Annotated in this window: 22 protein-coding genes; 5 read left to right on the top strand and 17 right to left on the bottom strand. The window is 73.2% G+C overall.

The window, feature by feature from the left end:
- Positions 1 to 17: 17 nt before the first annotated feature.
- The 9 genes from ACJ9NR_RS20015 to ACJ9NR_RS19975 all read right to left on the bottom strand — a co-directional run bounded on the left by ACJ9NR_RS20015 (position 18) and on the right by ACJ9NR_RS19975 (position 8,435).
- A complete protein-coding gene (locus ACJ9NR_RS20015) occupies positions 18 to 263 on the bottom strand; it encodes a ferredoxin (RefSeq protein WP_412493941.1) in 246 nt (81 codons plus the stop codon).
- Positions 260 to 1,561: an NADH-ubiquinone oxidoreductase-F iron-sulfur binding region domain-containing protein gene (locus ACJ9NR_RS20010; RefSeq protein WP_412493940.1), complete on the bottom strand. Its 1,302-nt coding sequence runs from the start codon at positions 1,559 to 1,561 to the stop codon at positions 260 to 262. The genes ACJ9NR_RS20015 and ACJ9NR_RS20010 overlap by 4 nt, the downstream gene beginning before the upstream one ends.
- Positions 1,558 to 2,340, bottom strand: coding sequence for a ferric reductase-like transmembrane domain-containing protein (locus ACJ9NR_RS20005; protein ID WP_412493939.1), 783 nt, complete (start codon positions 2,338 to 2,340; stop codon positions 1,558 to 1,560). Before ACJ9NR_RS20005 ends, ACJ9NR_RS20010 begins: the two co-directional genes overlap by 4 nt.
- Entirely contained in the window at positions 2,337 to 3,299 is a 963-nt protein-coding gene (locus ACJ9NR_RS20000; protein ID WP_412493938.1) for an FAD:protein FMN transferase, read from the bottom strand. Before ACJ9NR_RS20000 ends, ACJ9NR_RS20005 begins: the two co-directional genes overlap by 4 nt.
- Positions 3,296 to 3,523, bottom strand: a complete 228-nt coding sequence (locus tag ACJ9NR_RS19995; RefSeq protein WP_412493937.1) for a hypothetical protein — start codon at positions 3,521 to 3,523, stop codon at positions 3,296 to 3,298. The genes ACJ9NR_RS20000 and ACJ9NR_RS19995 overlap by 4 nt, the downstream gene beginning before the upstream one ends.
- Before the next feature lie 155 nt (positions 3,524 to 3,678).
- The gene (locus ACJ9NR_RS19990) at positions 3,679 to 5,052 is read right to left on the bottom strand and encodes a sensor histidine kinase (protein WP_412493936.1); all 1,374 of its coding nucleotides are present in this window, start codon (positions 5,050 to 5,052) and stop codon (positions 3,679 to 3,681) included.
- The gene (locus ACJ9NR_RS19985) at positions 5,049 to 5,741 is read right to left on the bottom strand and encodes a response regulator transcription factor (protein WP_412493935.1); all 693 of its coding nucleotides are present in this window, start codon (positions 5,739 to 5,741) and stop codon (positions 5,049 to 5,051) included. Before ACJ9NR_RS19985 ends, ACJ9NR_RS19990 begins: the two co-directional genes overlap by 4 nt.
- 149 nt (positions 5,742 to 5,890) lie before the next feature.
- The gene (locus ACJ9NR_RS19980; RefSeq protein WP_412493934.1) at positions 5,891 to 6,439 is read right to left on the bottom strand and encodes an RNA 2'-phosphotransferase; all 549 of its coding nucleotides are present in this window, start codon (positions 6,437 to 6,439) and stop codon (positions 5,891 to 5,893) included.
- A gap of 235 nt (positions 6,440 to 6,674) precedes the next feature.
- A complete protein-coding gene (locus ACJ9NR_RS19975) occupies positions 6,675 to 8,435 on the bottom strand; it encodes an SDR family oxidoreductase (RefSeq protein ID WP_412493933.1) in 1,761 nt (586 codons plus the stop codon).
- A 276-nt stretch (positions 8,436 to 8,711) separates the two neighbouring features.
- On the opposite strand from ACJ9NR_RS19975, the gene ACJ9NR_RS19970 reads away from it, so the two are divergent.
- The 5 genes from ACJ9NR_RS19970 to ACJ9NR_RS19950 all read left to right on the top strand — a co-directional run bounded on the left by ACJ9NR_RS19970 (position 8,712) and on the right by ACJ9NR_RS19950 (position 12,534).
- Positions 8,712 to 9,686 (top strand): ABC transporter ATP-binding protein, encoded by a 975-nt coding sequence (locus tag ACJ9NR_RS19970; protein WP_412494104.1) that lies wholly within the window; start codon positions 8,712 to 8,714, stop codon positions 9,684 to 9,686.
- The gene (locus ACJ9NR_RS19965) at positions 9,676 to 10,599 is read left to right on the top strand and encodes an ABC transporter permease subunit (protein ID WP_412493932.1); all 924 of its coding nucleotides are present in this window, start codon (positions 9,676 to 9,678) and stop codon (positions 10,597 to 10,599) included. Before ACJ9NR_RS19970 ends, ACJ9NR_RS19965 begins: the two co-directional genes overlap by 11 nt.
- Positions 10,596 to 11,507, top strand: a complete 912-nt coding sequence (locus ACJ9NR_RS19960; RefSeq protein ID WP_412493931.1) for an ABC transporter ATP-binding protein — start codon at positions 10,596 to 10,598, stop codon at positions 11,505 to 11,507. The genes ACJ9NR_RS19965 and ACJ9NR_RS19960 overlap by 4 nt, the downstream gene beginning before the upstream one ends.
- Before the next feature lie 10 nt (positions 11,508 to 11,517).
- Positions 11,518 to 12,237: an ABC transporter permease subunit gene (locus tag ACJ9NR_RS19955; protein ID WP_412493930.1), complete on the top strand. Its 720-nt coding sequence runs from the start codon at positions 11,518 to 11,520 to the stop codon at positions 12,235 to 12,237.
- Between the two features lie 96 nt (positions 12,238 to 12,333).
- On the top strand, positions 12,334 to 12,534 hold the full coding sequence (locus tag ACJ9NR_RS19950) for an SGM_3592 family protein (RefSeq protein ID WP_412493929.1): 201 nt from the start codon (positions 12,334 to 12,336) through the stop codon (positions 12,532 to 12,534).
- Between the two features lie 366 nt (positions 12,535 to 12,900).
- Here the strand turns inward: ACJ9NR_RS19950 and ACJ9NR_RS19945 are convergent, their stop codons facing one another.
- The 8 genes from ACJ9NR_RS19945 to ACJ9NR_RS19910 form a co-directional block, all read right to left on the bottom strand.
- The gene (locus ACJ9NR_RS19945) at positions 12,901 to 13,719 is read right to left on the bottom strand and encodes an HAD family hydrolase (RefSeq protein WP_412493928.1); all 819 of its coding nucleotides are present in this window, start codon (positions 13,717 to 13,719) and stop codon (positions 12,901 to 12,903) included.
- The gene (serS, locus tag ACJ9NR_RS19940) at positions 13,716 to 15,044 is read right to left on the bottom strand and encodes a serine--tRNA ligase (protein WP_412493927.1); all 1,329 of its coding nucleotides are present in this window, start codon (positions 15,042 to 15,044) and stop codon (positions 13,716 to 13,718) included. The genes ACJ9NR_RS19945 and serS overlap by 4 nt, the downstream gene beginning before the upstream one ends.
- A gap of 551 nt (positions 15,045 to 15,595) precedes the next feature.
- Positions 15,596 to 16,528, bottom strand: a complete 933-nt coding sequence (pheA, locus tag ACJ9NR_RS19935) for a prephenate dehydratase (RefSeq protein ID WP_412493926.1) — start codon at positions 16,526 to 16,528, stop codon at positions 15,596 to 15,598.
- 79 nt (positions 16,529 to 16,607) lie between these two features.
- Positions 16,608 to 17,897 (bottom strand): iron uptake transporter deferrochelatase/peroxidase subunit, encoded by a 1,290-nt coding sequence (efeB, locus tag ACJ9NR_RS19930; protein ID WP_412493925.1) that lies wholly within the window; start codon positions 17,895 to 17,897, stop codon positions 16,608 to 16,610.
- A gap of 8 nt (positions 17,898 to 17,905) precedes the next feature.
- Positions 17,906 to 20,044, bottom strand: coding sequence for a copper resistance CopC/CopD family protein (locus ACJ9NR_RS19925; protein ID WP_412493924.1), 2,139 nt, complete (start codon positions 20,042 to 20,044; stop codon positions 17,906 to 17,908).
- 13 nt (positions 20,045 to 20,057) lie between these two features.
- Positions 20,058 to 20,516 (bottom strand): copper chaperone PCu(A)C, encoded by a 459-nt coding sequence (locus tag ACJ9NR_RS19920; RefSeq protein ID WP_412493923.1) that lies wholly within the window; start codon positions 20,514 to 20,516, stop codon positions 20,058 to 20,060.
- The gene (locus ACJ9NR_RS19915; RefSeq protein ID WP_412493922.1) at positions 20,513 to 21,166 is read right to left on the bottom strand and encodes an SCO family protein; all 654 of its coding nucleotides are present in this window, start codon (positions 21,164 to 21,166) and stop codon (positions 20,513 to 20,515) included. Before ACJ9NR_RS19915 ends, ACJ9NR_RS19920 begins: the two co-directional genes overlap by 4 nt.
- Before the next feature lie 87 nt (positions 21,167 to 21,253).
- Positions 21,254 to 21,991, bottom strand: coding sequence for a YcnI family copper-binding membrane protein (locus tag ACJ9NR_RS19910; protein WP_412493921.1), 738 nt, complete (start codon positions 21,989 to 21,991; stop codon positions 21,254 to 21,256).
- Positions 21,992 to 22,017 lie beyond the last annotated feature (26 nt).

Below are 22,017 nucleotides of genomic sequence, written 5' to 3'. Positions count from 1 at the left end.
CGAGTCCGCCTCGCCCGTCAGGGACGGACCGGGCGGCCCGGCGCGGGTGCCGGGCGGGGGGCCGAGGTCAGCCGCAGGGCCATCACCGGGCAGGCGGCGACCGCCCGGCGGGCGTCGCGGACCAGGGTGGCCGGTACGGTCGTGGCGCGGAAGACCGGATAGCCCCATTCGTCCAGCCCGATCAGCTCGGGCAGCAACTCGGCGCACAGCCCGTGGCCGTCGCAGACGGTGAAGTCGAGGACGAGCGTGTGGTCGCGGCTCATCGCCATTCCTCCTCTTCCGGTGGCCGGGCGGCCGGTACCCGCAGGGTCAGCGGTGCGTGCGCGGAGGAGCAGGGCCGGTGGCGGACGTGCCGGAGCACGTCGTCGCCGAAGACCCGCAGGGCCGAGGCGGCGAGCCGGGCCGCTCCGTCGGGGTGGCGGCAGGCACCGCGACCGGGGAGCAGCCCGAGCCGCTGGTTCAGGCGCTGCAGTACCGAGGCCCCGGGCCGCCCCCAGGCGAGTTCCGCGAAGTCCTCGGCCACGGAGGGGAGCCCGAAGCGGCAGGGCCCGCACTGCCGGGCGCTCTGTGCCGCCAGATAGGACAGCGCCGCGGCCGTCTCCGCGAGACCGCACGCGTCCTCGGGCAGCGCCGCCAGGACCCCGGCGCCCCGGCCCAGGGTCGCGTCGTTCAGCGGCACGGGCAGCCAGCTGCCGAAGAAACCGCCCGCGAGCACCGCACCCAGCGGTCCGGTGGGCCCGCCCGCCGCGTCCAGCACACCGGCGACCGGGCTGCCCATCGGCACCTCGTACACGCCCGGGGAGCGGACCGCGCCGGAGAGCGTCACCAGGGTGGTGCCCGGCGCCTCCGCGCTGCCGTACTCCCGGAACCAGCCGGGACCGTAGCGGGCGATCAGCGCCAGGTGGGCCAGGGTCTCCACATTGTCGACGAGGGTGGGGCGCCGGCCCACGCCCTTCTCGAAGGGCCGGGGCGGGGTGGCCCGGGGCCGGGCCCCGCCGCCGTTCAGCCAGTTCACCAGCGAGGTCTCCTCGCTGGAGACGAAGTGGTGCGGCAGGGTGTGGATCCGGACCGCGACCCGGTCCGTCCCGGCCCGCCGGCGCTCCTGCACCGCCTCGGCCAGCCGGCGGGCCTGGTCCTCGCGGGTGCGGGGCAGGCACATGTGCACCGCGTCGGCGGCGACCGCCTCCGCGGCGAGTACGGCTCCGTCCAGCACCAGGTGCGGGGCGAGGAAGAGGAGCGTCTCGTCCTTGCGGCTGGCCGGTTCGCTCTCCATGCCGTTGGCGATCACCACGGCGGGCCCCCGCTGCGCGGCGACCGCGGCGAGTTTGCGGCCGGTGGGGAACCCGCCGCCGCCCCGGCCGGTGAGCCCGGCCTGCTCGGCGGAGCTCACCAGCGTGCTGCGGGCCGCGGCCAGGGGCGGCGGGCCGTAGCGGTCGAGGTGCTCGGCGAGACCGGCGGGCCGGCAGGTCTCGTACCAGCCGTGCAGCAGCCGCGCGCCGTACGGGTCGGCCGGTGGCCGCATGTCCGGTCCGGGGGGTGCGGTGACGGTGTCGGGGTTCACTCGCTGTCTCCTCCTTGTGCGTCGTCCTCCCCGGACACCGGCTGGTGGGTGGCGGGCGGTGGTGTGGTCGGCCGGGCCGGGGCGGTGGACGGCACCGCGCCGCCGGAGCGGTGTGCCCAGCCGGGCCGGAGCGGTCCGGCCGCGAGGAACGCGGTGAGCGCCACCGGGACCAGCGCCATGGCGGGCAGCGCCCAGAGCCGGACCCGGCGCGCCGTGGCGCCGGTCGCGCGGGCGAGCCGCCACCCGGCCGCGGCGAGCACGGTCGCCAGACAGCCCGCGTACAGCAGCAGCTGCGGGCCCAGCCGGGTGTCCGTGCCGGTGCCGACCGCGTGGAACACGGCCACCGGCCACGCTCCGTAGGCGAGCCAGTGCACCGCCTTCCACCGGCGGCGTCCCAGCCGGTGGCGCAGGGCGCTGGTGAGCGCGACCGCCAGCAGCAGGTCCAGGGCCACGGCCCCGAGCCCCACCCACAGCGGCCGGTACGCCGACGCGAACGGCACGACGGCGGCCAGCGGGCTGATGCTCGCGTAGCTGTCGGCCACGGCGGTGGCGATGTGCAGGCCGAGGAAGGCCAGGGCGAGCAGGGACAGGTTGCGGTGGAGTGCGGACACCTCGAACCTGGCGATCCGCTGGGGCGCGTACCGTCCGCCGGCCGCGACGCCGAGCGCGACCGTGACGGTGAGCAGCAGCAGCGAGACCGTGCCGGAGGCCCGGGTGGCGTACCAGAGCGGGCTCGGCCCGGACGCGAGCGCGGCCAGGGCGTGCGCGGAGCCGGTCATCGGGCACCTCCCGTCGAGTCGGCGGGCCAGCCGTTCACCCGCAGGACGCTGCCGTCGGGGCGGACCAGCCGGCCGGGCAGCCCGGTGGCGCGCAGCCAGTCGGGCGCGCGTTCGCCCAGGACGATGGCGGCGGTGGTGGCCGTGTTGGCGTCCACGCAGGTGGCGGCGGCCACGCTGACGGTGCGCCAGACCTCCGGCGCCGAGTCGCCGGTGGCCGGGTCGACGATGTGGTGCCGGACCAGGCCGCCGCGACGCCAGGCACGGACCGTGGTGCCCGAGGTGGCGAGGCCGCCCGAGCGCACGGTGATCACTTCTTGCGCCTGCGGGAACGGGGCGGCGTGGTCGTCGGCCATGGCGATCCGCCAGCCGCCGTCCGGGGGCCGGCCGGCCGCCGACAGGTCACCGCCGAGGTTGACCAGGACCCCGCAGCCGGCCGCGCGGGCCGCCCGGCGGGCCGCCCGGTCGGCTGCCAGCGCCTTGGCCGTGGCGCCCAGGTCGAGCGCGGTGCCGGCGGGCAGCCGCAGCAGTCGCAGGTCCGGGTCCCAGCCGATCGTGCGCCACCCGGCGGCGGGCCTGAGCACGGGCGCCGGCCCGGTCCTGGCGACCTGTGAGAACGTCCGGTCGTAGCCGAGGGCGGCGACGGCCCGACCCACGGTGGGGTCGACGGCGCCGCCGGTCAGCTCGGCGGCGCGCAGCGCGGTCTGCACCGCCTCGGCCAGCAGCGGGCCGACCGGAACCGGACGGCCGGTGCCGGCGGCGGCATGGGCGCGGCTGAGTTCCGAGTCGGCACGGAACCGGCTGCACGCGGCGTCGATGGCGGCGAGTTCGGCCCGCAGCACGTCCAGGGCCACGTCCTCGCGGGCCGGGTCGGCGGTGAGCAGGACCGCCGTGGTGCCCAGGGCGCGCAGCGAGGTGCGCGCGGGCTCTGCCCGCGGCCGGCCCGCGACGGCGGCGGTCATGACGCACCCGACTGGGTCTGCGGAGCCTGCGAGGTCGTCCCGGGGGCCTGTCCGGGAGAGGACAGACCACCCGACGTACCCGACGTCCCGCTGTTGTCACCGCTGCCGGGCGCGGTGCGGGACGGCGACGTGTGGACACCGGGGATCGCGTGCGCGTACCCCGCGCCGAGCGTGGCGGTACCCGCGACGGCGGCGGCCACCACCCAGCGGGTGGCGCTTCTCACTCGGCGTCGTCCCTGGTCACGGCGGTGTACGGCAGCCGTGACGGTAGGGTCGGGGCGACGTTCGGGCACAGACATGAGGGACTCCTCAGCAACGAGGCAGTGCTTCCATCTGCCAGACTGCCGTGCGGCCGCTCAGGAACCTGTTCAGGAAACCCTCAGAAGTGGTTAAGACCCCCGGCGGGCAGTTCCAGTACGACGGTCAGGCCGCCGCCCGGGGTCTCCTCCAGCCGCGTCGTGCCGCCGTTGGCGGTGATCAGCCGGTGCACGATGGCCAGCCCCAGGCCGGTGCCCGACGCCTCCGGGTTGCCGAACCGGCGGAAGGCCGCCTCGCGCGCCGACTCGCTCATGCCCGGGCCGTCGTCGGCCACCGTCAGCACGACACGGTCACGGCGGGCCACCCCCTCGACACGCACCCGCGTGCCCTCGCCCAACGCGTCCAGCGCGTTGGCCAGCAGGTTGTCGAGCACCTGCTCCAGGTCCCCCGCCCCCAGGCGGGCGGTCAGCCCGGGGCGGCACCGGTCCACGAGCGAGACGTGCCGTTCCAGCGCCACCGGGTTCCAGGCGGCGACCCGGTCCTGCACCACCTCGTCGACCCGCACCGGAACCGGCCGCGGCACCGCGTTCTCCGCGCGGGCCACCGCGAGCAGCCCGTCGACCAGCCGGGACAGGCGAGCGATCTCCTCCTGGGCGGAGGCGAGTTCGGAGGCCGTGTCGTCGTCGGCGTCCGCCGCCAGGACGTCCAGTCGCAGCCGCAGGGCCGCGAGCGGCGTGCGCAGCTGGTGCGAGACGTCGGCGACCACCACCCGGTGACCGTGGATCAGGGCTTCCAGACGGGCGGCCATGGTGTTGAAGGTCGCCGAGAGCCTGCGCACCTCATCGGGTCCCCGGTCGCCCGGGGCCCGTACCTCCAGGCTGCCCTCGCCGAGCTGCCGGGCGGCGGCGTCCACGGCCCGCAGCGGGCGGCCGACCCAGCGGGCGAGCGCCACGGCCAGCAACGCGCCCGCGACGAGGCCGGCCGCTCCGATCAGGGCCAGCCGCCCCCACATCGTGGAGATCCGTTCGTTCATCGGCTCCGCCGACCGGGACAGCACGGCGGCGCCCGCGGGGTGCGCGCTGTCGCCGACCGGCACCGCGACGACGAGCCGGTCGTCACGTTCCAGGGCCACGGCCGCCTGATCGGCGATCGCCCGGCGCGCGAGTGCGGCCCAGTCCTCGGCGGCCCTTCCGGCTTCCTCCTCCCCCTGCCCCGGACAGGAGGTGGCCGCTTCCCTGTCCCCGTCGGAGTCGAAGACCGCGGCACAGTCCCCGGACTGCCGGGTCCGCTCCAGCAGCTGCCGCATGGACGCCGGGGAACGCCGGTCGGACAGGTGCTCCTCCGCCGCGGCCGCGATCGCCCGGTCCGCCGCCGCGGCGCCGTCCCGGAAGGAGGTGCGCTCGCGCCCCGCGAGCGACAGGCCGAGCGGCACGACCGCCAGCGCCAGGAGTACGGTGACCAGGGCCATGACCGCCAGCGCGATCCGCCGGGTCATCGCGGTACGGGCCCGGTCGGGTCCGTGTCCGGCGTACCGAGGCGGAAACCCCGGCCGTACACGGTCTCGACCAGTCCCGGGACGCCGAGCTTGCGCCGCAGTGCGGCGATGTGCACGTCCAGCACCTTCGTCGGGCCGTACCAGTGCGCGTCCCAGGCGCGCTCCAGGATCTCCTGCCGGGTCACCACCCGTCCGGGGTCGACGGCCAGGGCCTCCAGGATGTCGAACTCCTTGGGGGTGAGGGCCACTTCCCGCTGCCCGACGGTGACCTTCCGGGTGCGCAGATCCATCTCCAGGGGTCCGTGGTGCAGCACCTCCGGGCCCGCCGAGCCGACCGGGCGCACGCGCCGCAGCACGGCCCGGATCCGGGCCAGCAGCTCCGCCAGGCCGAACGGCTTGACGAGGTAGTCGTCGGCTCCCTCGTCGAGTGCGGCGACCCGGTCGCCCTCCTCGCCCCGGGCCGTCACGACGATGATCGCCACGTCCGAGCGGCTGCGCAGCCGGCGGCAGACGTCGACACCGTCCAGATCGGGCAGCCCCAGATCCAGCAGCACGACGTCGGGCTCCGGCACCGCCGTCAACGCCTGGTGGCCGCTGGACACACTGCCGGCGGTGTAGCCGGCCCGCCGCAGTCCGCGCACCAGAAGGTCCGCGATCCCGGGGTCGTCCTCGACAACGAGTACCCGCATCCCCTCAGCGTAGAGCCTGTTGCGACCGGCACCGTCCGCCCCCGAGGGAGCGCCGGCCGAGGCGAACGGGCCCGGCCGGGACGCGGCGGGCGAACAGGACCTGAGCGAGGGCCGGAGCCGGAGCCGGAGCCCGTGGCGTCCGGCGGGGGTCAGCGCGCCTCGGGAAAGCGCAGGTAGCGCGGCGGTACGGCCTGTGTCAGCCACACCCCGTTCGCGCTGACGCGGAAGACGTGTCCGTCCCGGTGCATCGCGCCGGCGTCGACCGGCAGGACCACCGGGCGGCCGCGGCGGGCGCCGACGCGGGTGGCCGTCCCGCGGTCGGGCGAGAGGTGCACGTCGTGCCGGTCCATGGGGCGCAGCCCCTCGGCGCGGATCGCGTCGAGGTGGCGCGCCACGGTGCCGTGGTAGAGGTACGCGGGCGGTGTCGCCGGGGGCAGACCGAGGTCGACCTCGACGCTGTGGCCCTGGCTGGCGCGGATCCGGGACCCGTCGATCGCGAAGCGCCTCTTGTCGTTCACGGCGACGACGTGGTCCAGCTCCTCGCGGGTGAAGCGGAATCCGTGGGCGGCCGCCGCGGCCAGCAGCGCGTCGATCTCCACCCAGCCGGCCTCGTCGAGGGCGAGCCCGATCGTCTCCGGCTGGTGGCGCAGGTGTTTCGAGAGGTACTTCGACACCTTCACGGCGCGTCTTTCGTCCATCGGCTCAGCATGGCGGAAGAGACGCGGATCACGTGAACTGTTTTCGCCGTGCGGGTTTGATCCACAGCCAACTGGTGTTATCCACAGGCTGGTTGGCGTTTCTGTGGACAACTCCCCGCCGCCCGGCCCCGTCTGCCCGGCCCCGTCTGCCCAGGCCCGTCCGCCAGGCCCCGTCCGCCCCGCCCCGCCCGTCGGGCTCCCGCCCCGCCCGGCAGCGCGCGCCCGGCCGGCGCGCTCACAGCGGTGGCCGCATCCGGGCGACGGCCCCCGACAGGCGCGGGGCGAACCGGGACAGCAGGCGGGCGCCCCGGGCCTCCGGGGTGACCGGCACGACGGCCTCGTCGCGCACGACCGCGCGCAGGACGGCGTCGGCGACCTTCTCCGGCGGGTAGTTCCGCAGGCCGTACAGACGCGCCGCCCTTCTCCGGAGCCGTTTCTCCTCGTCGGCGTCCACCCCCGCGAAGCGCGCGGTGGAGGTGATGCCGGTGTTGACGAAGCCGGGGCAGACCGCGCTCACGCCGATGCCCCGGCCCGCCAGTTCCGCGCGCAGGCACTGACTGAGCATCAGCACGGCCGCCTTGGAGGTGCTGTAGGCGGGCAGCGCCCTGGAGGGCTGGTAGGCCGCCGCCGATGCGGTGTTGACGATGTGGCCGCCCTGTCCGCGCTCGGCCATCTGCCGGCCGAAGAGCCGGCAGCCGTGGATCACGCCCCACAGGTTGACGTCGAGGACCTTCTTCCAGTCCTGCGGGGTGGTGTCGAAGAAGGAGCCGCCGAGTCCGACACCGGCGTTGTTCACCAGTACGTCCACCACGCCGTACTCGGCGGCGACCTTCTCGGCGAGCTCCTCCATGGCCCTCTCGTCGGAGACGTCCGCGGTCTCCGCCCACGACTCGGGGGCGCCGGCCGGGCGGCACAGCTCGGCGGTGCGGGCGGCGGCCTCGGTGTCCCGGTCGACGGCCACCACGCGCGCGCGCGCCTCCGCGAAGGCGAACGCCGTGGCGCGTCCGATGCCGCTGCCGGCGCCGGTGACCAGGACGAGCTGCCCGCCGAAGCGGTCGGCGTACTTGCCGGTGGCCCGCGCGGTGGCGGGTGTGCCGCCCTCGACGGACGTGACGAACTCGGTGATCCAGGCCGACAGCTGGTCGGGACGGGTGCGCGGGATCCAGTGCCCGGCCGGCAGGGTGCGGCGGGTCAGCCGCGGAACCCACTGCTCCAGGTCGTCGTAGAGCCTCTCCGACAGGAAGGCGTCCCCGAGGGGCGTGATGAGCTGCACGGGCGCGTGCGCGTAGGCGTCGGTACGGGGCCCGCGCAGCCGGGAGCGCACGTTGTCGCGGTACAGCCAGGCGCCGTGCGCCGCGTCCGAGGGCAGCGAGGGGGTGGGGTAGTCGCCGGCCGGGACCTTCTCCACGCGCCGCAGGATGCCCGGCCAGCGCCTGCCCAGGGGGCCGCGCCAGGCCAGTTCGGGCAGCACGGGGGTGTGCAGCAGGTACACGTACCAGGACTTGGCGCCCTGACCGAGGAGCTGGCCGATCCGGCGCGGGGTGGGCCGCCTCAGGCGCCGGCCGATCCAGTGGCCGAAGTGGTCCAGGCTCGGCCCCGACATGGAGGTGAAGGAGGCGATGCGCCCTTCGGTGCGCCGGACGGTGACGAACTCCCAGGACTGCACCGAGCCCCAGTCGTGCCCCACCAGGTGCACCGGACGGCCGGGGCTGACCGCGTCGGCCACGGCCAGGAAGTCGTCGGTCAGCTTCTCCAGGGTGAAGCCGCCGCGCAGCGGCCTCGGCGCCGTCGACCGGCCGTGCCCCCGGACGTCGTAGAGCACGACGTGGAAGCGGTCCGCGAGCCGGACGGCGACCTCGGACCACACCTCCTTGCTGTCCGGGTAGCCGTGCACGAGGATCACCGTCGGCCGCGCCGCGTCCCCCATCTCCGCCACCCGCAGCTCGACGCCGCCGGTCCGTACCCGGCGCTCGCGCGCGTCCTTCGGCAAGGTCACCTGTCCTCCGCCCAGCGCCGCACGTGCGGCAGATCGTCGCATGCCGATCGCGGTACGCGTCCGTAACGTGACATGGGCGAATCTGACAGTTGTTAGAGGCCACGTCAATAGCGGGGCCGGGCCGTGGACCGTGCCGGGGCCGGGCCCCGGACCGCGCTCCGTAACTCTCAGGTAGGGGGCACCCCTACGGACCCGTACATCTGGAGTCTGAGGCCAAGACAGCTCTGCGGTCTGACGACCGGCGTGGCGCGCGTCACTATCGTCGGGGACGTGACTGTGATCGCGACCGAAAGCCTGAGCAAGCGGTTCCCCCGGGTGACCGCGCTTGACCGGCTCTCCGTCGACGTCGGGCCCGGTGTGACCGGCCTCGTCGGAGCCAACGGAGCCGGCAAGTCCACGTTGATCAAGATCCTGCTGGGTCTGTCCCCCGCCTCCGAGGGCCGCGCCGAAGTGCTCGGGCTCGACGTCGCGCACAAGGGCGCCGCCATCCGGGAGCGGGTCGGCTACATGCCGGAGCACGACTGCCTGCCGCCGGACGTCTCGGCCACCGAGTTCGTCGTCCACATGGCGCGCATGTCCGGCCTGCCGCCCACGGCCGCGCGCGAGCGCACCGCGGACACGCTGCGGCACGTCGGTCTGTACGAGGAGCGCTACCGCCCCATCGGCGGCTACTCGACCGGCATGAAGCAGCGCGTCAAGCTCGCGCAGGCCCTCGTGCACGACCCCCGGCTGGTCTTCCTCGACGAGCCGACCAACGGCCTCGACCCGGTCGGCCGCGACGAGATGCTCGGCCTGATCCGCCGGATCCACACCGACTTCGGCATCTCCGTCCTGGTCACCTCGCACCTGCTGGGCGAGCTGGAGCGCACCTGCGACCACGTGGTGATCATCGACGGCGGCAAGCTGCTGCGGTCCAGCTCCACCACGGACTTCACCCAGACCACGACGACGCTCGCGATCGAGGTCACCGACACCGACGGCCACCCGGACGGCACGCGCGCGGTGCGTGAGGCGCTGCAGGCGCGCGGGGTGGAGGTCATCGACGGCAGCGACGGCCTGCCGGGCGCCGGGCACATCCTGCTGCTCACCGCGCGGGGCGAGGAGACGTACGACCTCGTGCGCGACGTCGTCGCCGACCTCGGCCTCGGCCTGGTGCGCATGGAGCAGCGCAGGCACCACATCTCGGAGGTCTTCCACACGGGCCCCGAGGACCGGGACGCGACGAAGGAGGCGGCCGTCCATGGCGGTTGAGCAGCCACAGCCCCTGCGGACGGCGGCCGGTGCGCCGGGCGACCAGACCCGCATCCACAACATCGGCTACCGCAAGTACGACGGCCCCCGCCTCGGCCGCTCCTACGCCACCCGCTCGCTCTACTCGCAGTCCCTGCGCGGCGCCTACGGCCTCGGACGCTCCATCAAGTCCAAGGTGCTGCCGATGCTGCTGTTCGTGGTGATGTGCGTGCCCGCCGCCATCATGGTGGCCGTCGCGGTCGCCACGAAGGCCAAGGACCTGCCGGTGGACTACACGCGCTACGCGATCATCATGCAGGCCGTCATCAGCCTGTACGTCGCCTCGCAGGCACCGCAGTCCGTCTCGCGCGACCTGCGCTTCAAGACCGTGCCGCTGTACTTCTCACGGCCGATCGAGACGGCCGACTACGTGCGCGCGAAGTACGCGGCCCTGGCCTCCGCGATGTTCGTCCTGACCGCGGCGCCCCTGATCGTGCTCTACGTGGGCGCGCTGCTGGCCAAGCTCGACTTCGCCGACCAGACCAAGGGATTCGCACAGGGACTCGTCTCCGTGGCTCTGCTCTCGCTGCTCTTCGCCGGCATCGGCCTGGTCATCGCCTCGGTGACCCCGCGCCGCGGCTTCGGCATCGCGGCCGTCATCGCCGTCATGACCATCTCCTACGGCGCCGTCTCCACGCTCCAGGCGATCGCGGACGCGCAGAACAGCTCGGGGGCCATCCCCTGGATCGGCCTGTTCTCCCCGGTCACGCTCATCGACGGCGTGCAGTCCGCGTTCCTCGGCGCGAGTTCGGCCTTCCCCGGGGAGGTCGGCCCGAGCAGCGGCCAGGGCGCCGTCTACGTCCTCGTCGTCCTCGGCCTCATCGCCGCCTGCTACGGCCTCCTGCTGCGCCGCTACCGAAAGGCCGGACTGTGACCACCCTCAGCATCGACCACGTCTCCCGCTGGTTCGGCAACGTGGTCGCCGTCAACGACATCACCATGACCATCGGCCCCGGCGTCACCGGCCTGCTCGGCCCCAACGGCGCCGGGAAGTCCACCCTCATCAACATGATGGGCGGCTTCCTCGCCCCCTCCACCGGGACCGTCACCCTCGACGGGCAGCAGGTCTGGCGCAACGAGGACATCTACCGGCACATCGGCATCGTCCCCGAGCGCGAGGCGATGTACGACTTCCTCACCGGGCGCGAATTCGTCGTCGCCAACGCCGAGTTGCACGGCCTGGGCGCCAAGGCGGCCCAGCAGGCGCTGGCCACGGTCGAGATGGAGTACGCGCAGGACCGCAAGATCTCGACCTACTCCAAGGGCATGCGCCAGCGTGTGAAGATGGCCTCCGCCCTGGTGCACGACCCCTCGCTGCTGCTGCTGGACGAGCCCTTCAACGGCATGGACCCGCGCCAGCGCATGCAGCTGATGAACCTGCTGCGGCGCATGGGCGACGAGGGCCGCACGGTGCTGTTCTCGTCCCACATCCTCGAAGAGGTCGAGCAACTGGCCTGGCACATCGAGGTCGTCGTCGCGGGCCGGCACGCGGCCAGCGGCGACTTCCGCAGGATCCGCCGCCTGATGACCGACCGGCCGCACCGCTACCTGGTGCGCTCCAGCGACGACCGCGCCCTCGCGGCCGCGCTGATCGCCGACCCCTCGACGTCCGGCATCGAGGTCGACCTCGCCGAGGGCGCGCTGCGCGTCCAGGCCGTCGACTTCGGCCGCTTCACGGCCCTGCTGCCGCGGGTGGCCAGGGACCACGGCATCCGGCTGCTCACGGTCTCGCCGTCCGACGAGTCCCTCGAGTCCGTCTTCTCTTACCTGGTCGCGGCGTAGGAGGCCGAAGATGTACGACCCCACAGTCGCCCGGCTCACCTACCGGGCCCTGCTCGGCCGTCGCCGGGCCCTCATCCTGGGGGCACTGCCCCTGCTGCTGATCGCGATCTCCGTCGTCGTACGGGCCCTGGCCGGCGCCGACGACCAGACGGCCTCGGACCTGCTCGGCGGACTCGCGCTCGCCACGATGGTGCCGATCATCGGCGTCATCGCCGGCACCGGTGCCATCGGGCCGGAGATCGACGACGGTTCGGTGGTGTACCTGCTGTCCAAGCCGCTGAAGCGGCCGACGATCATCTTCACCAAGCTGATCGTCGCGATCGCGGTGACGATGGTGTTCTCGGCGCTGCCCACGTTCGTCGCGGGCCTCATCCTCAACGGCAACGGCCAGCAGATCGCCGTGGCCTACACCGTCGCCGCCCTCGTCTCGTCCATCGCCTACGCCGCGCTCTTCCTGCTGCTCGGCACGGTCTCCCGGCACGCCGTGGTCTTCGGACTCGTCTACGCGCTGGTCTGGGAAGCCCTGTTCGGCTCCCTGGTGCCCGGTGCGCGCACGCTGAGCGTCCAGCAGTGGTCGCTGGCCGTCGCCCACAAGGTCGCCGGCGGAGACCTGGTGACGTCGGACGTCGGGCTGACGACGGCGACGGTACTGCTCGTCGTGGTGACCGTCCTGGCCACCTGGTACGCCGGGCAGAAGCTGCGGTCGCTGACGCTCGCCGGGGAGGAGTGAGGGGCTTCCGCCCCGGCGGGGCGTCGTCTTGACGGGGGCTTCATCCCTGTCCGGGCACACTGGGCGAAACGGGACGGACGGTCAGGAGGGCCGGGAATGGCAGACGACTGGGACGACCTGGTCCTGGACGAGGACTTCATACGGTCCGCCGAGACCTCCGAGCCGTCAGCCCGTGCCCGTATGCTCGCCGCGCGCTGGCGGAACGAGGAGCCCGAGCCGCGGCCCTGGCGCTCCGACGAGCCGCCCGCGGGGTGGTTCTTCAGCAAGGCGCGGCGGCGCAGGTGGCGGCGCCGCTGACCGGCGCGCGGCCGGTTTATTCGATGGCGCCCGGCTCGGCGTGCAGGCACCATGGGTGTGTGAACAAGCCGGTGGTCACCGGCGCCACGTTCCGGGAGAGGAGCCGGACGGTGTCCATGCACGGCAGTACGTCCCGCTCCCCACAGGGCAGCCCGCGGCGGGTTCCGGTGTAGTTACCCCCACCGTCGAGCCCGCTCCGCATCCGGAGCTGCCCGGGGCGGCCGCTTCGAGCACGCGGCGCTCTGCGCCCGCGTGGGCCGCCTTCCCTCCGTCGCCCCCGCCGCACGGGGGCGCCCTCCGCTGGGGCGGTCGACCGGCCACGGACTCCGTGGGCCGGGAGCCGCCCCAGCGGCACGACCGCCGCGGCTACGGCAGCAGGCGCTCCAGCACCACCGCGATCCCGTCCTCCTCGTTGGAGGCCGTCACCTCGTCCGCCACCGCCCTGAGTTCCGCGTGGGCGTTGGCCATGGCCACTCCGTGGGACGCCCAGCCGAACATCGGGATGTCGTTGGGCATGTCGCCGAAGGCGATCGTGTCCGCGGCCTTCACACCGAGCCGCCGCGCCGCGAGCGACAGCCCGGTCGCCTTCGACAGTCCCAGCGGCAGCAGTTCGACGATGCCCTCGCCCGCCATCGCGACCGTGACGAAGCCGCCCGCGGCCTGGCGGGAGGCCTCCGCGAGTTCGTCGTCGGTCAGGTCCGGATGCTGTATGTAGATCTTGTTCAGCGGGGCCGCCCAGAGGTCGGACGCGTCCGTGAAGGGCGTGGACGGGAGCGCGCCGGTGACCGCGTAACCAGGGCCGACCAGCACTTCGCCCGACAGGCCGTCACGGCTCGCGGCGAGGTACAGCGGGCCGACCTCCGCCTCGATCTTGGCCAGCGCCACGCCCGCGAGCTGCCGGTCCAGGGTCACGGACGTCAGCAGGCGGTGCGCCCCGGCGTCGTAGACCTGGGCGCCCTGCCCGCAGACCGCGAGGCCCCGGTAGCCGAGGTCGTCGAGGATGTGGCGGGTCCAGGGGACCGCGCGGCCGGTGACGACGATGTGCGCGGCGCCCGCCGCGGTGGCGGCGGCGAGCGCCGCACGGGTGCGCGGGGAGACCGACTCGTCGGAGCGCAGAAGCGTTCCGTCGAGGTCGGTCGCGATCAGCCGGTACGGGAGACCCCGGGCGGGGGACGCCTCGCTCACCTGGCGACCGGTTCCAGGACCTCCCGGCCGCCGAGGAACGGGCGCAGCACCTCCGGCACGCGCACCGAACCGTCGGCCTGCTGGTGGTTCTCCAGGATCGCCACGATCGTGCGCGGCACGGCGCACAGCGTGCCGTTGAGCGTCGCGAGCGGCTTGACCTGCCCGCCCGTCACCCGACCACCACCCCGGCCGGAGGTCGCTTCGCTCCCGCCGGACTTCTCCCGGACCCGGATGGACAGGCGGCGGGACTGGAACTCGGTGCAGTCCGAGGTCGAGGTCAGCTCGCGGTACTTGCCCTGCGTCGGGATCCACGCCTCGCAGTCGAACTTGCGGGCGGCGGAGGCGCCGAGGTCGCCCGTGGCGACGTCGATGACCCGGAACGGCAGCTCCAGCGAGGTCAGCCACTGCTTCTCCCACTCCAGCAGGCGCCGGTGCTCCGCCTCCGAGTCCTCGGGCGCGACGTAGGAGAACATCTCCACCTTGTCGAACTGGTGGACGCGGAAGATGCCCCGGGTGTCCTTGCCGTGCGAGCCGGCCTCGCGGCGGAAGCAGGGCGAGAACCCGGCGTAGCGCAGGGGCAGGCGGTCGGCGTCCAGGATCTCGTCCATGTGGTACGCGGCGAGGGGCACCTCGGAGGTCCCGACCAGGTAGAGGTCGTCCTTGTCGAGGTGGTACACGTCCTGGGCCGCCTGGCCGAGGAAGCCCGTGCCCGCCATCGACTGGGGGCGGACCAGGGCGGGCGTCAGCATCGGCGTGAAGCCCGCCGCCGTGGCCTGTGCCATCGCCGCGTTGACCAGGGCGAGCTCCAGGAGGGCGCCGACGCCGGTGAGGAAGTAGAAGCGGGAGCCGGAGACCTTCGCACCGCGCTCGACGTCGATGGCGCCGAGCAGGGTGCCGAGCTCCAGGTGGTCCTTGGGCTCGAAGCCCTCGGCGCCGAAGTCGCGGATCGTGCCGTGCGTCTCGCGGGTGACGAAGTCCTCCTCGCCGCCCACGGGCACGTCCGGGTGGACGAGGTTGCCGAGCTGGAGCAGGAGCTCCTGGGTCTCGGCGGCGGCCGCGTCGCGCTCGGCGTCGGCGGTCTTGACGTCGGCGGCGAGCTGGCTCGCCTTCTTCAGCAGCTCGGCCTTCTCGTCACCGGCGGCCTTGGGGATGAGCTTGCCGAGCTGCTTCTGCTCGGCGCGCAGCTCGTCGAAGCGGACGCCGGACGACCTGCGCCGCTCGTCGGCGGACAGGAGAGCGTCGACGAGCGCGACGTCCTCTCCACGGGCGCGCTGGGAGGCGCGCACACGGTCGGGGTCCTCACGGAGCAGGCGAAGGTCAATCACGCGGTCAAGGCTACCGGTGCCGGGATACGGCTCACGACACGTTATCGCCGACACTCCCTACCGTCCTTTACGGGGCGTTATGGGTTAATTGCGCAGAGTGTCAACAAAAAGCGCGCCTCTCCCTGGAACGGGGCGGGCCGGTCAGTGCCGGGTTGACCGGATTCCCTTGTGCGGGGCGGGACTTGAGGAGTCCCTCGTCCACAGCGATCCACAACCCTCCCAGGGTTATCCACAGGGTGTGCGGCCCGTCTGTGGATTTCGGAGTTGATCACTCCGGAACCGTCGTGTCACGGTGCGGATTCCTCGCGCAAACCCGCTTTTACCACCACTTTCGACGGAAAACAGTCGCCCCAAAGGATTGCCTATGGGAAACGAGTGGACGAACGGTGACATGCGCGCGAGTGGACGTCGCGGGTGCCCGCAGGGCGATTTGTCGACTGACTGAGGCCCTGCTGTCGACTTGTCCCCAGGTCGAGAACCCCGCCTGTGGATAACTCCTGTGGACAACGAAAATCTGCAGGTAGGACTGGCGAGGACGAGCGCGCGGCCGGCTAGAAACGGCCGTCCTGGCAGCGGGCCACCCAGTCCGCCGCCGCCACGAACTCCTGGTCGGACGTGCCCTGCCGCGGGGCGCTCACGTCCTCGACGCCGATGTCCGCACGCGGGTACGAACCGAGGAACCGCACTTCCAGGCAGATCCGCTTGAGGCCCATCAGGGCCTCGGCCACCCGGCGGTCGGAGATGTGGCCCTCGGCGTCGACGCAGAAGCAGTAGTTGCCGATGCCGGCGCCGGTGGGCCGGGACTGCAGCAGCATCAGGTTGATGCCGCGGGTGGCGAACTCGCCGAGCAGGTCGCGCAGGCCGCCGGGGTGGTCGTCGCGCTGCCACAGCACGACGGAGGTCTTGTCCGCGCCGGTCGGCGCCGCGGGCCGGGCGGGCCGGCCGACCAGCACGAAGCGGGTCTGGGCGTTCTCGGCGTCGTGGATGCCGGTCTCCAGCGCCTGAAGGCCGTACAGCGCGGCGGCGAACTCGCCCGCGAACGCGGCGTCGTACCGGCCCTCCTGGACCAGGCGGGCGGCGTCCGCGTTCGAGGCGGCCGACTCCCAGTGGGCGTCGGGGAGGTTGTTCCTGAGCCAGTTGCGCACCTGCGGCTGGGCGGCCGGGTGCGCGGAGACCGTCTTGATGCCGGACAGCTCGGTGCCCGGCCTGACCAGCAGCGCGAAGGTGATCGACAGCAGCACCTCGCGGTAGATCGTCAGCGGGGCGCCCGCGACCAGTTCGTCGAGGGTGGTGGTGATGCCGCCCTCGACGGAGTTCTCGATCGGCACGAACGCGGCCTCGGCCTCACCGGCACGGACCGCGTCCAGCGCGGACTGCACGGAGACGTACGGGATCAGCTCCCGGGTGGCCGCCTCGGGAAGAGTGCGCAGGGCGGCTTCGGTGAAGGTGCCCTCGGGACCGAGATACGCGTAGCTCGCTGGCATGCTTTCACCCTAATGGGCGCAACGGGACGCGGCTCGCACCTCTCACCCGGGCCGCCCGGGTGAGTGAACCGAGGCTGTCTCATCCCTCCAGCAGCCGCTGGCCCACGTACTCGCCCTGCGCGGCCCCGCCCGGCACCGCGAACAGACCGCTCGCCTCGTGACGGATGTATTTCGACAGGGCGTCGCCGCGGTCGAGTTTGCGCTGGAGCGGGACGAAGCCGCGCAGTGGGTCGGCCTGCCAGCAGATGAAGAGCAGGCCCGCGTCGGGCACCCCGTCGGCGCCGATGCCGTCGTGGTACGAGAACGGGCGCCGGAGGATCGCCGCACCGCCGTTCTGGTCGGGGCGGGTGATACGGGCGTGGGCGTTGACGGGGACGACGTACTCGCCCCGGGCGTCGGTCTTGTCGAGGTTCATCGCGGTCGTCTCGGAGCCGCCGGACAGGGGCGCCCCGTCGGCCTTGCGGCGTCCGATGACGTTCTCCTGCGCCCGGAGCGTCAGCTTCTCCCAGTCGTCGAGGAGCATGCGGATACGGCGTACGACGGCGTAGGAGCCGTTCGCCATCCAGGACGGGCCGGCCGAGCCGGAGGCGGGCACGAAGATCCGCCGGTCGAAGTCGGAGCCGGCGGGCCGCGGATTGCGGGTGCCGTCGATCTGGCCCATGAGGTTGCGTGCCGTCATGGGGCGGGCGGTGGCGCCCGGTGTGCGGTTGAAGCCGTTCATCTGCCAGCGCACCCGGGCGGCGCTTCCCGCGTCCCGCTGGATCGCGCGCAGGGCGTGGAAGGCCACCAGGGCGTCGTCGGCGCCGATCTGCACCCACAGGTCGCCGTCGCTGCGGGCCTTGTCGAGCCGGTCGGAGGAGAAGTCGGGCAGTGGGTCGAGGGAGACCGGGCGCTGCTTCTCCAGGCCGGTGCGGGAGAAGAAGCTGTGCCCGAAGCCGAAGGTGATCGTCAGCGACGACGGCCCGGCGTCCCGTGCCACGCCGGTGTCGTCGTGCGCCGCCGGCTCGCCCGCCATCAGCCGCTCGGCCGTGGCCGACCAGCGGCGCAGCAGGGCGGCCGCCTCCGGGCGGCCCGCGCCCGCCGCCAGGTCGAAGGCGACGAGGTGGCCCTTGGCCTGGAGGTCCTCGGTGATGCCGGGCTGATGTTTCCCGTGAAACATCGACCGGCCGGTGCCGACGGAGGTCAGCGGGGTGGCCGCGGAGGGCGCGGCCGCGTATCCGGCGGCGGCGCCGGCCGCGCCGAGCACGAGCCCGGTGGCGCCGGCGGTGCCGAGCAGGGTGCGCCGCGTGACGCCCCGCTCGGTCGGGGGCCGGGGCGGAGCACCGGCGTCCGCTCGGGTGCGGGCCTGCGGTGTGGACTGGTCAGCCATGGTGCGGTTCAGCCGATCTGCGCGTTCTTGGAGACGGTGACCTGGTCGATGTCGGAGGTGCGCACGGTCACGGCGACCTTCCAGTCGCCGGCCATGGGGATCTGCACGCCGTTCGCCGTCCAGTGTCCGGTGGTGATGCGGTCGGGGGTGATGGGCAGCGGCCCGATCTTCCTGGCCTCGAGCGTGAAGGCGAGCTTGACCTCGGGGACGTCGAAGGCGCGGCCGTCGGGCCGGGTGACGTAGACGTGCAGTTCGTTGCCGCCCACGCGCGCGGGGTCGAAGCCCACCGACACGACGCCCTTGCCGCCGGTGCCGCCGGTGTCGAACGGCATGGTCAGCGTCAGGGCGCCGGAGGAGGCGTCGGCCGGGTCGGAGGAGGAGGCGGTGGCCGGGGAGGCGGTGGCCGCCCTGGCGTCCAGCTCGGTGCGGCCCGGTTCGGTCTGCGTCAGCACGGTGGTGACGGCGAGCAGGACCACGGCGACGCCGGCCTCGGCGAGCACCGATCGGCGCAGACCGAGGCGGTGGGGGTCCGCGTCGCGCTGCCGCTTCCTCTCGGCGGTGGCCACGGCGGCCCGCTGCCGGGCGAGCTGGGCGGCACGCTCGCGGCCGCCGGGCGCCGCGGAGCCGTCGGCACCGGTGTTCTTCGCGTCCGGAGTGGTTCCGGTCGTGGTGGTGCCGGTCGTGGTGTTCTGCGTGTCCGTGGTGGTGCCGGTCGTGGTGTTCTTCGCGTCCGTGGCGGTCCTGGTCGTGGTGTTCTTCGCGTCCGTGGTGGTGCCGGCCGCGGTGTCCTTCGCCTCCGTGCCGGTATGGAGCGCCGTGTTCTCCGCCACGGCGGCTTCCGTCGCCGTGCTCTCCGCCGTGGCGGGGGCGGCGCCGGCTGTCGTCTTCTCCGTCTCCCGCCGCCGGGTCCGAGGGGGCGCCGTGTCCGCCAGCTGCGCCGTCCACCGCCGGGAGAACCACCCGAGGCCGGCCAGCACGCCCACCAGCGAGACCTTGGCGAGCAGCAGCTGTCCGTACGCCGTGTCGGTGAGGGCCGGCCAGGAGCCGAGCTGGCGCCACGACTGGTAGACGCCGGTCGCGACGAGCACGAGGACGCTGCCGAAGGCGATCCGGGAGAAGCGCCGTACCGCGGCGGACTCGATCGGGGCCGGCGAGCGGTACAGCGCGACCAGGAGGGCGCACAGTCCGCCCAGCCAGGCCGCGACCGCCAGCAGGTGGACGACGTCGACCGGCATGGCGACGCCGGGCTGGAGCCCGGTGGAGGCGTGTTCGGCCATGGCCCAGCTCGCCGCGAGGCCGGCCGACACGACGAACCCGCCGATGGCGAGGCCGAAGGCCAGGTCCCGCTTCTCCTCGTCCTCACGTTTGTCGTAGGCGCCGAAGAGCACGGCGATGAAGAGGGCAGCCGCGGCGAGCAGCAGCAGCCGGGAGACCAGCGCCGCTCCGGTCTTGGTCTGCAGCACCTGCCCGAGCAGCCCCAGGTCGAAGATGTCGCCGGCCTTGCCGGAGCTGGTGTAGGAGCCGCGCAGCAGGAGCAGCAGGAGGGTGGCGGCGGTGAGCGAGAGCCATCCGGAGACGACGAGCCGCTGCAGCGGCCGTACCCCGGAACCGCGCCGCCAGCAGGCCAGGACGAAGGCGGCGCCACCGGTCATGACGATGAAACCGGCGTACGACAGGTAGCGGCCGAGGCCGTACAGCGCGCCGACCAGGCCGCCGCCGACCTCCCGGCCGACCACCTTGACCGAGGTCGTCGACGGGGCGCCGACGGAGAAGGTGAAGGCGCCAGCGACGGGGTGGCTGTCCGCGGACACGACCTGCCAGGACACCGTGTAGGTGCCGTCGGCCAGGCCGCTTCCGAGCCGGACGGCGTAGGAGGTGCCGCTGACCTCGGACGGCTTCCCGGTGTCGACGCGCCGGCCCTTGGGGTCGAGCACGCGCAGTGAGTCGCCGGAGGTGGCGACCTTCTCCGAGAAGGTGAGGGTGACCTGGTCGGGCGCCTTGCCGACCACCACCCCCGGCGCGGGGTCGCTGCCGGTCAGCGCGGCGTGCGCGGAGGCCGGTCCGGCACCGGCGAGGAGCACGCCGATGACGGTCAGGCACAGCAGCACCAGGGTCCGCACGCGGCGGGGGGTGATGGTCTGCGTCACGGTGGTCCGTCCCTCAGTGTCCGTTCATGGGCTGGTACGTGGCCGGCTTCACCGGCATCTCGACCTTGATCGGGCCCGAGTCGGCGAAGTGGAGCTCGACGGTCACCTTCTCGCCCTGCTTCGGTTTCCGCTTCAGCTTCTCGAACATCAGGTGGTTGCCGCCGGTTTCGAGTACGAGCCGGCCGTGCGCGGGGACGTCGAGCGACGTGACCTGCCGCATGGACTGTCCCGCCGTCCGGTGGAGGGTGACGCTGCCGGCGGCGTCACTGGTGACGGAGGTCAGCGCGTCCTTCGCGCCGCCCTTGTTGACGATCGTGAGGAAGCCGGCGGCCATGTCGGAGACCGGCTGCGGTATGTAGGAGGAGCTGACGGACAGGTCGGCCTTCGTCCCGCCCGGGTCTCCGGAGCCGCCGCAGGCCGTCAGGGCCAGCGCTCCGGCCGCGACCGCGGCGGACACGGCGAGGTGTCTCACGGGTTCTCCCCCTTGATGAGCTTGGGGAGGTCCTTGGTGTAGTCGTCCACGGTGGCGTCCTCGCCGTAGAGGACGTAACCGCCGTCGGTCTTCGGCGAGAACGCGATGACCTGGGTGCCGTGCACCGAGACGGTCTTGCCGGTCTTCTTGTCCTTGTGCGTCGGCTCGATGGAGATGCCCAGGGTGCGGGCGCCGGCCTGGATGGTGGCGAAGTCGCCGGTCAGGCCCACGAACTGGGGGTCGATGCCCCTGAGCCACTTGCCGAGTTCGGACGGGGTGTCGCGCTGGGGGTCGGTGGTGACGAACACGACCCGCAGCTTGTCCTGCTCGGCCCTGGGCAGCGCCTTCTTCGCCACCGCGATGTTGTTCATCGTCAGCGGGCAGACGTCGGGGCAGTGGGTGTAGCCGAAGTAGACCAGTGTCGGCCGGCCTGCCGTCTGCTTGCGGAGGTCGTACTTCTTGCCCTGTGTGTCGGTCAGGACCAGATCCGGCTTCTCGAAGGGCTGGTCGAGGACGGTCGCGGCCTTCTGCGAGGTGTCCTCGGACACCACCGAGACGGGTGACGTGCTGTCGTCACCGCTGCCGCAGGCGGAGAGGGTCAGGGAGGCGGCGGCGAGCAGCGCGGCCGCGGCGAACGTCTTCTTGCGCATAGGAAAATGTCCCAGATGTGAGAGTTTCAGTGCGCACCGGGGCGTGCGCGGGCAGGCGCCCCGGTGCGGCACACGGACGGACGGGCCTCAGCCGTCGCCGCGGCGACGGCCGGCGAACACGCCGTACGCCACCCCGAGCGCGCCGACGAGGATGCCCACGACGCCCAGCACGCGCGCGGTGGTGTCGCTGCCGTGGGAGCCGGAGGCGGTGGTGCCGGCGGCGGTGTTCCCGGCGGTCCCGGAGCCGTCGGAGGCGTCCTCGGCGGCGGTGCCGTGCGCGCCGTCCGCGGAGGCGGCGGACAGGGTGAGGACCGGAGCCGGGTGCTCCGGCTCGGCCTGGCCCTTCTGCTGCACCTCGATCCAGCGGACGACCTCCTTGTCGGAGTACGTCTGCAGCGCCTTGAAGGTCAGCTGGTCGGTGTCCTCGGGCAGGGCGCCGACGGAGACGGGGAACTTCTGGAAGAAGCCGGGTGCCACGCCGCCGTTCTTCGCCGTCCAGGTGATCCTGGAGACGGCCTCGTCGATCTTCTCTCCGTGCATCTCGACCGGCTTGGCCAGCTTGGACCTGGTCACCTTGATGTCCCAGCCGTCCATCGGCTCCGGCATGGCGGAGGCCAGCGGGTGGTCGGCGGGGAACGCGACCTCGAACTTGGTGGTCGCGGTGTCGTCGCGCTCGTTGGGGACCTTGAAGTCGACGACCGCGTAACCGCCCTTGGCGGCGGTGCCCTCGGGCTGCACGCTGACGTGTGCGAAGGCGGGCGAGGACAGGACGACGACGGCCGAGGCGGCGAGGACGCCGGCGGCGGCGAGGCGGGAAGCCTTCATGAACGGGTGCACTCCACTTCGAGTGG

Source organism: Streptomyces sediminimaris, from assembly GCF_047049295.1.
Taxonomy (GTDB): Bacteria; Actinomycetota; Actinomycetes; order Streptomycetales; family Streptomycetaceae; genus Streptomyces; species Streptomyces sediminimaris.
The sequence above is the reverse complement of the archived record's forward strand: the minus strand, read 5'-3'. Positions and strand labels throughout refer to the sequence as shown.

Coding starts and splice junctions, on each gene's coding strand:
- ACJ9NR_RS20015 (WP_412493941.1), bottom strand. CDS start 263: ATGAGCCGCGACCACACGCTCGTCCTCGACTTCACCGTCTGCGACGGC.
- ACJ9NR_RS20005 (WP_412493939.1), bottom strand. CDS start 2,340: ATGACCGGCTCCGCGCACGCCCTGGCCGCGCTCGCGTCCGGGCCGAGC.
- ACJ9NR_RS20000 (WP_412493938.1), bottom strand. CDS start 3,299: ATGACCGCCGCCGTCGCGGGCCGGCCGCGGGCAGAGCCCGCGCGCACC.
- ACJ9NR_RS19990 (WP_412493936.1), bottom strand. CDS start 5,052: ATGACCCGGCGGATCGCGCTGGCGGTCATGGCCCTGGTCACCGTACTC.
- ACJ9NR_RS19985 (WP_412493935.1), bottom strand. CDS start 5,741: ATGCGGGTACTCGTTGTCGAGGACGACCCCGGGATCGCGGACCTTCTG.
- ACJ9NR_RS19980 (WP_412493934.1), bottom strand. CDS start 6,439: ATGGACGAAAGACGCGCCGTGAAGGTGTCGAAGTACCTCTCGAAACAC.
- ACJ9NR_RS19965 (WP_412493932.1), top strand. CDS start 9,676: ATGGCGGTTGAGCAGCCACAGCCCCTGCGGACGGCGGCCGGTGCGCCG.
- ACJ9NR_RS19955 (WP_412493930.1), top strand. CDS start 11,518: ATGTACGACCCCACAGTCGCCCGGCTCACCTACCGGGCCCTGCTCGGC.
- ACJ9NR_RS19950 (WP_412493929.1), top strand. CDS start 12,334: ATGGCAGACGACTGGGACGACCTGGTCCTGGACGAGGACTTCATACGG.
- pheA (WP_412493926.1), bottom strand. CDS start 16,528: ATGCCAGCGAGCTACGCGTATCTCGGTCCCGAGGGCACCTTCACCGAA.
- efeB (WP_412493925.1), bottom strand. CDS start 17,897: ATGGCTGACCAGTCCACACCGCAGGCCCGCACCCGAGCGGACGCCGGT.
- ACJ9NR_RS19915 (WP_412493922.1), bottom strand. CDS start 21,166: ATGCGCAAGAAGACGTTCGCCGCGGCCGCGCTGCTCGCCGCCGCCTCC.
- ACJ9NR_RS19910 (WP_412493921.1), bottom strand. CDS start 21,991: ATGAAGGCTTCCCGCCTCGCCGCCGCCGGCGTCCTCGCCGCCTCGGCC.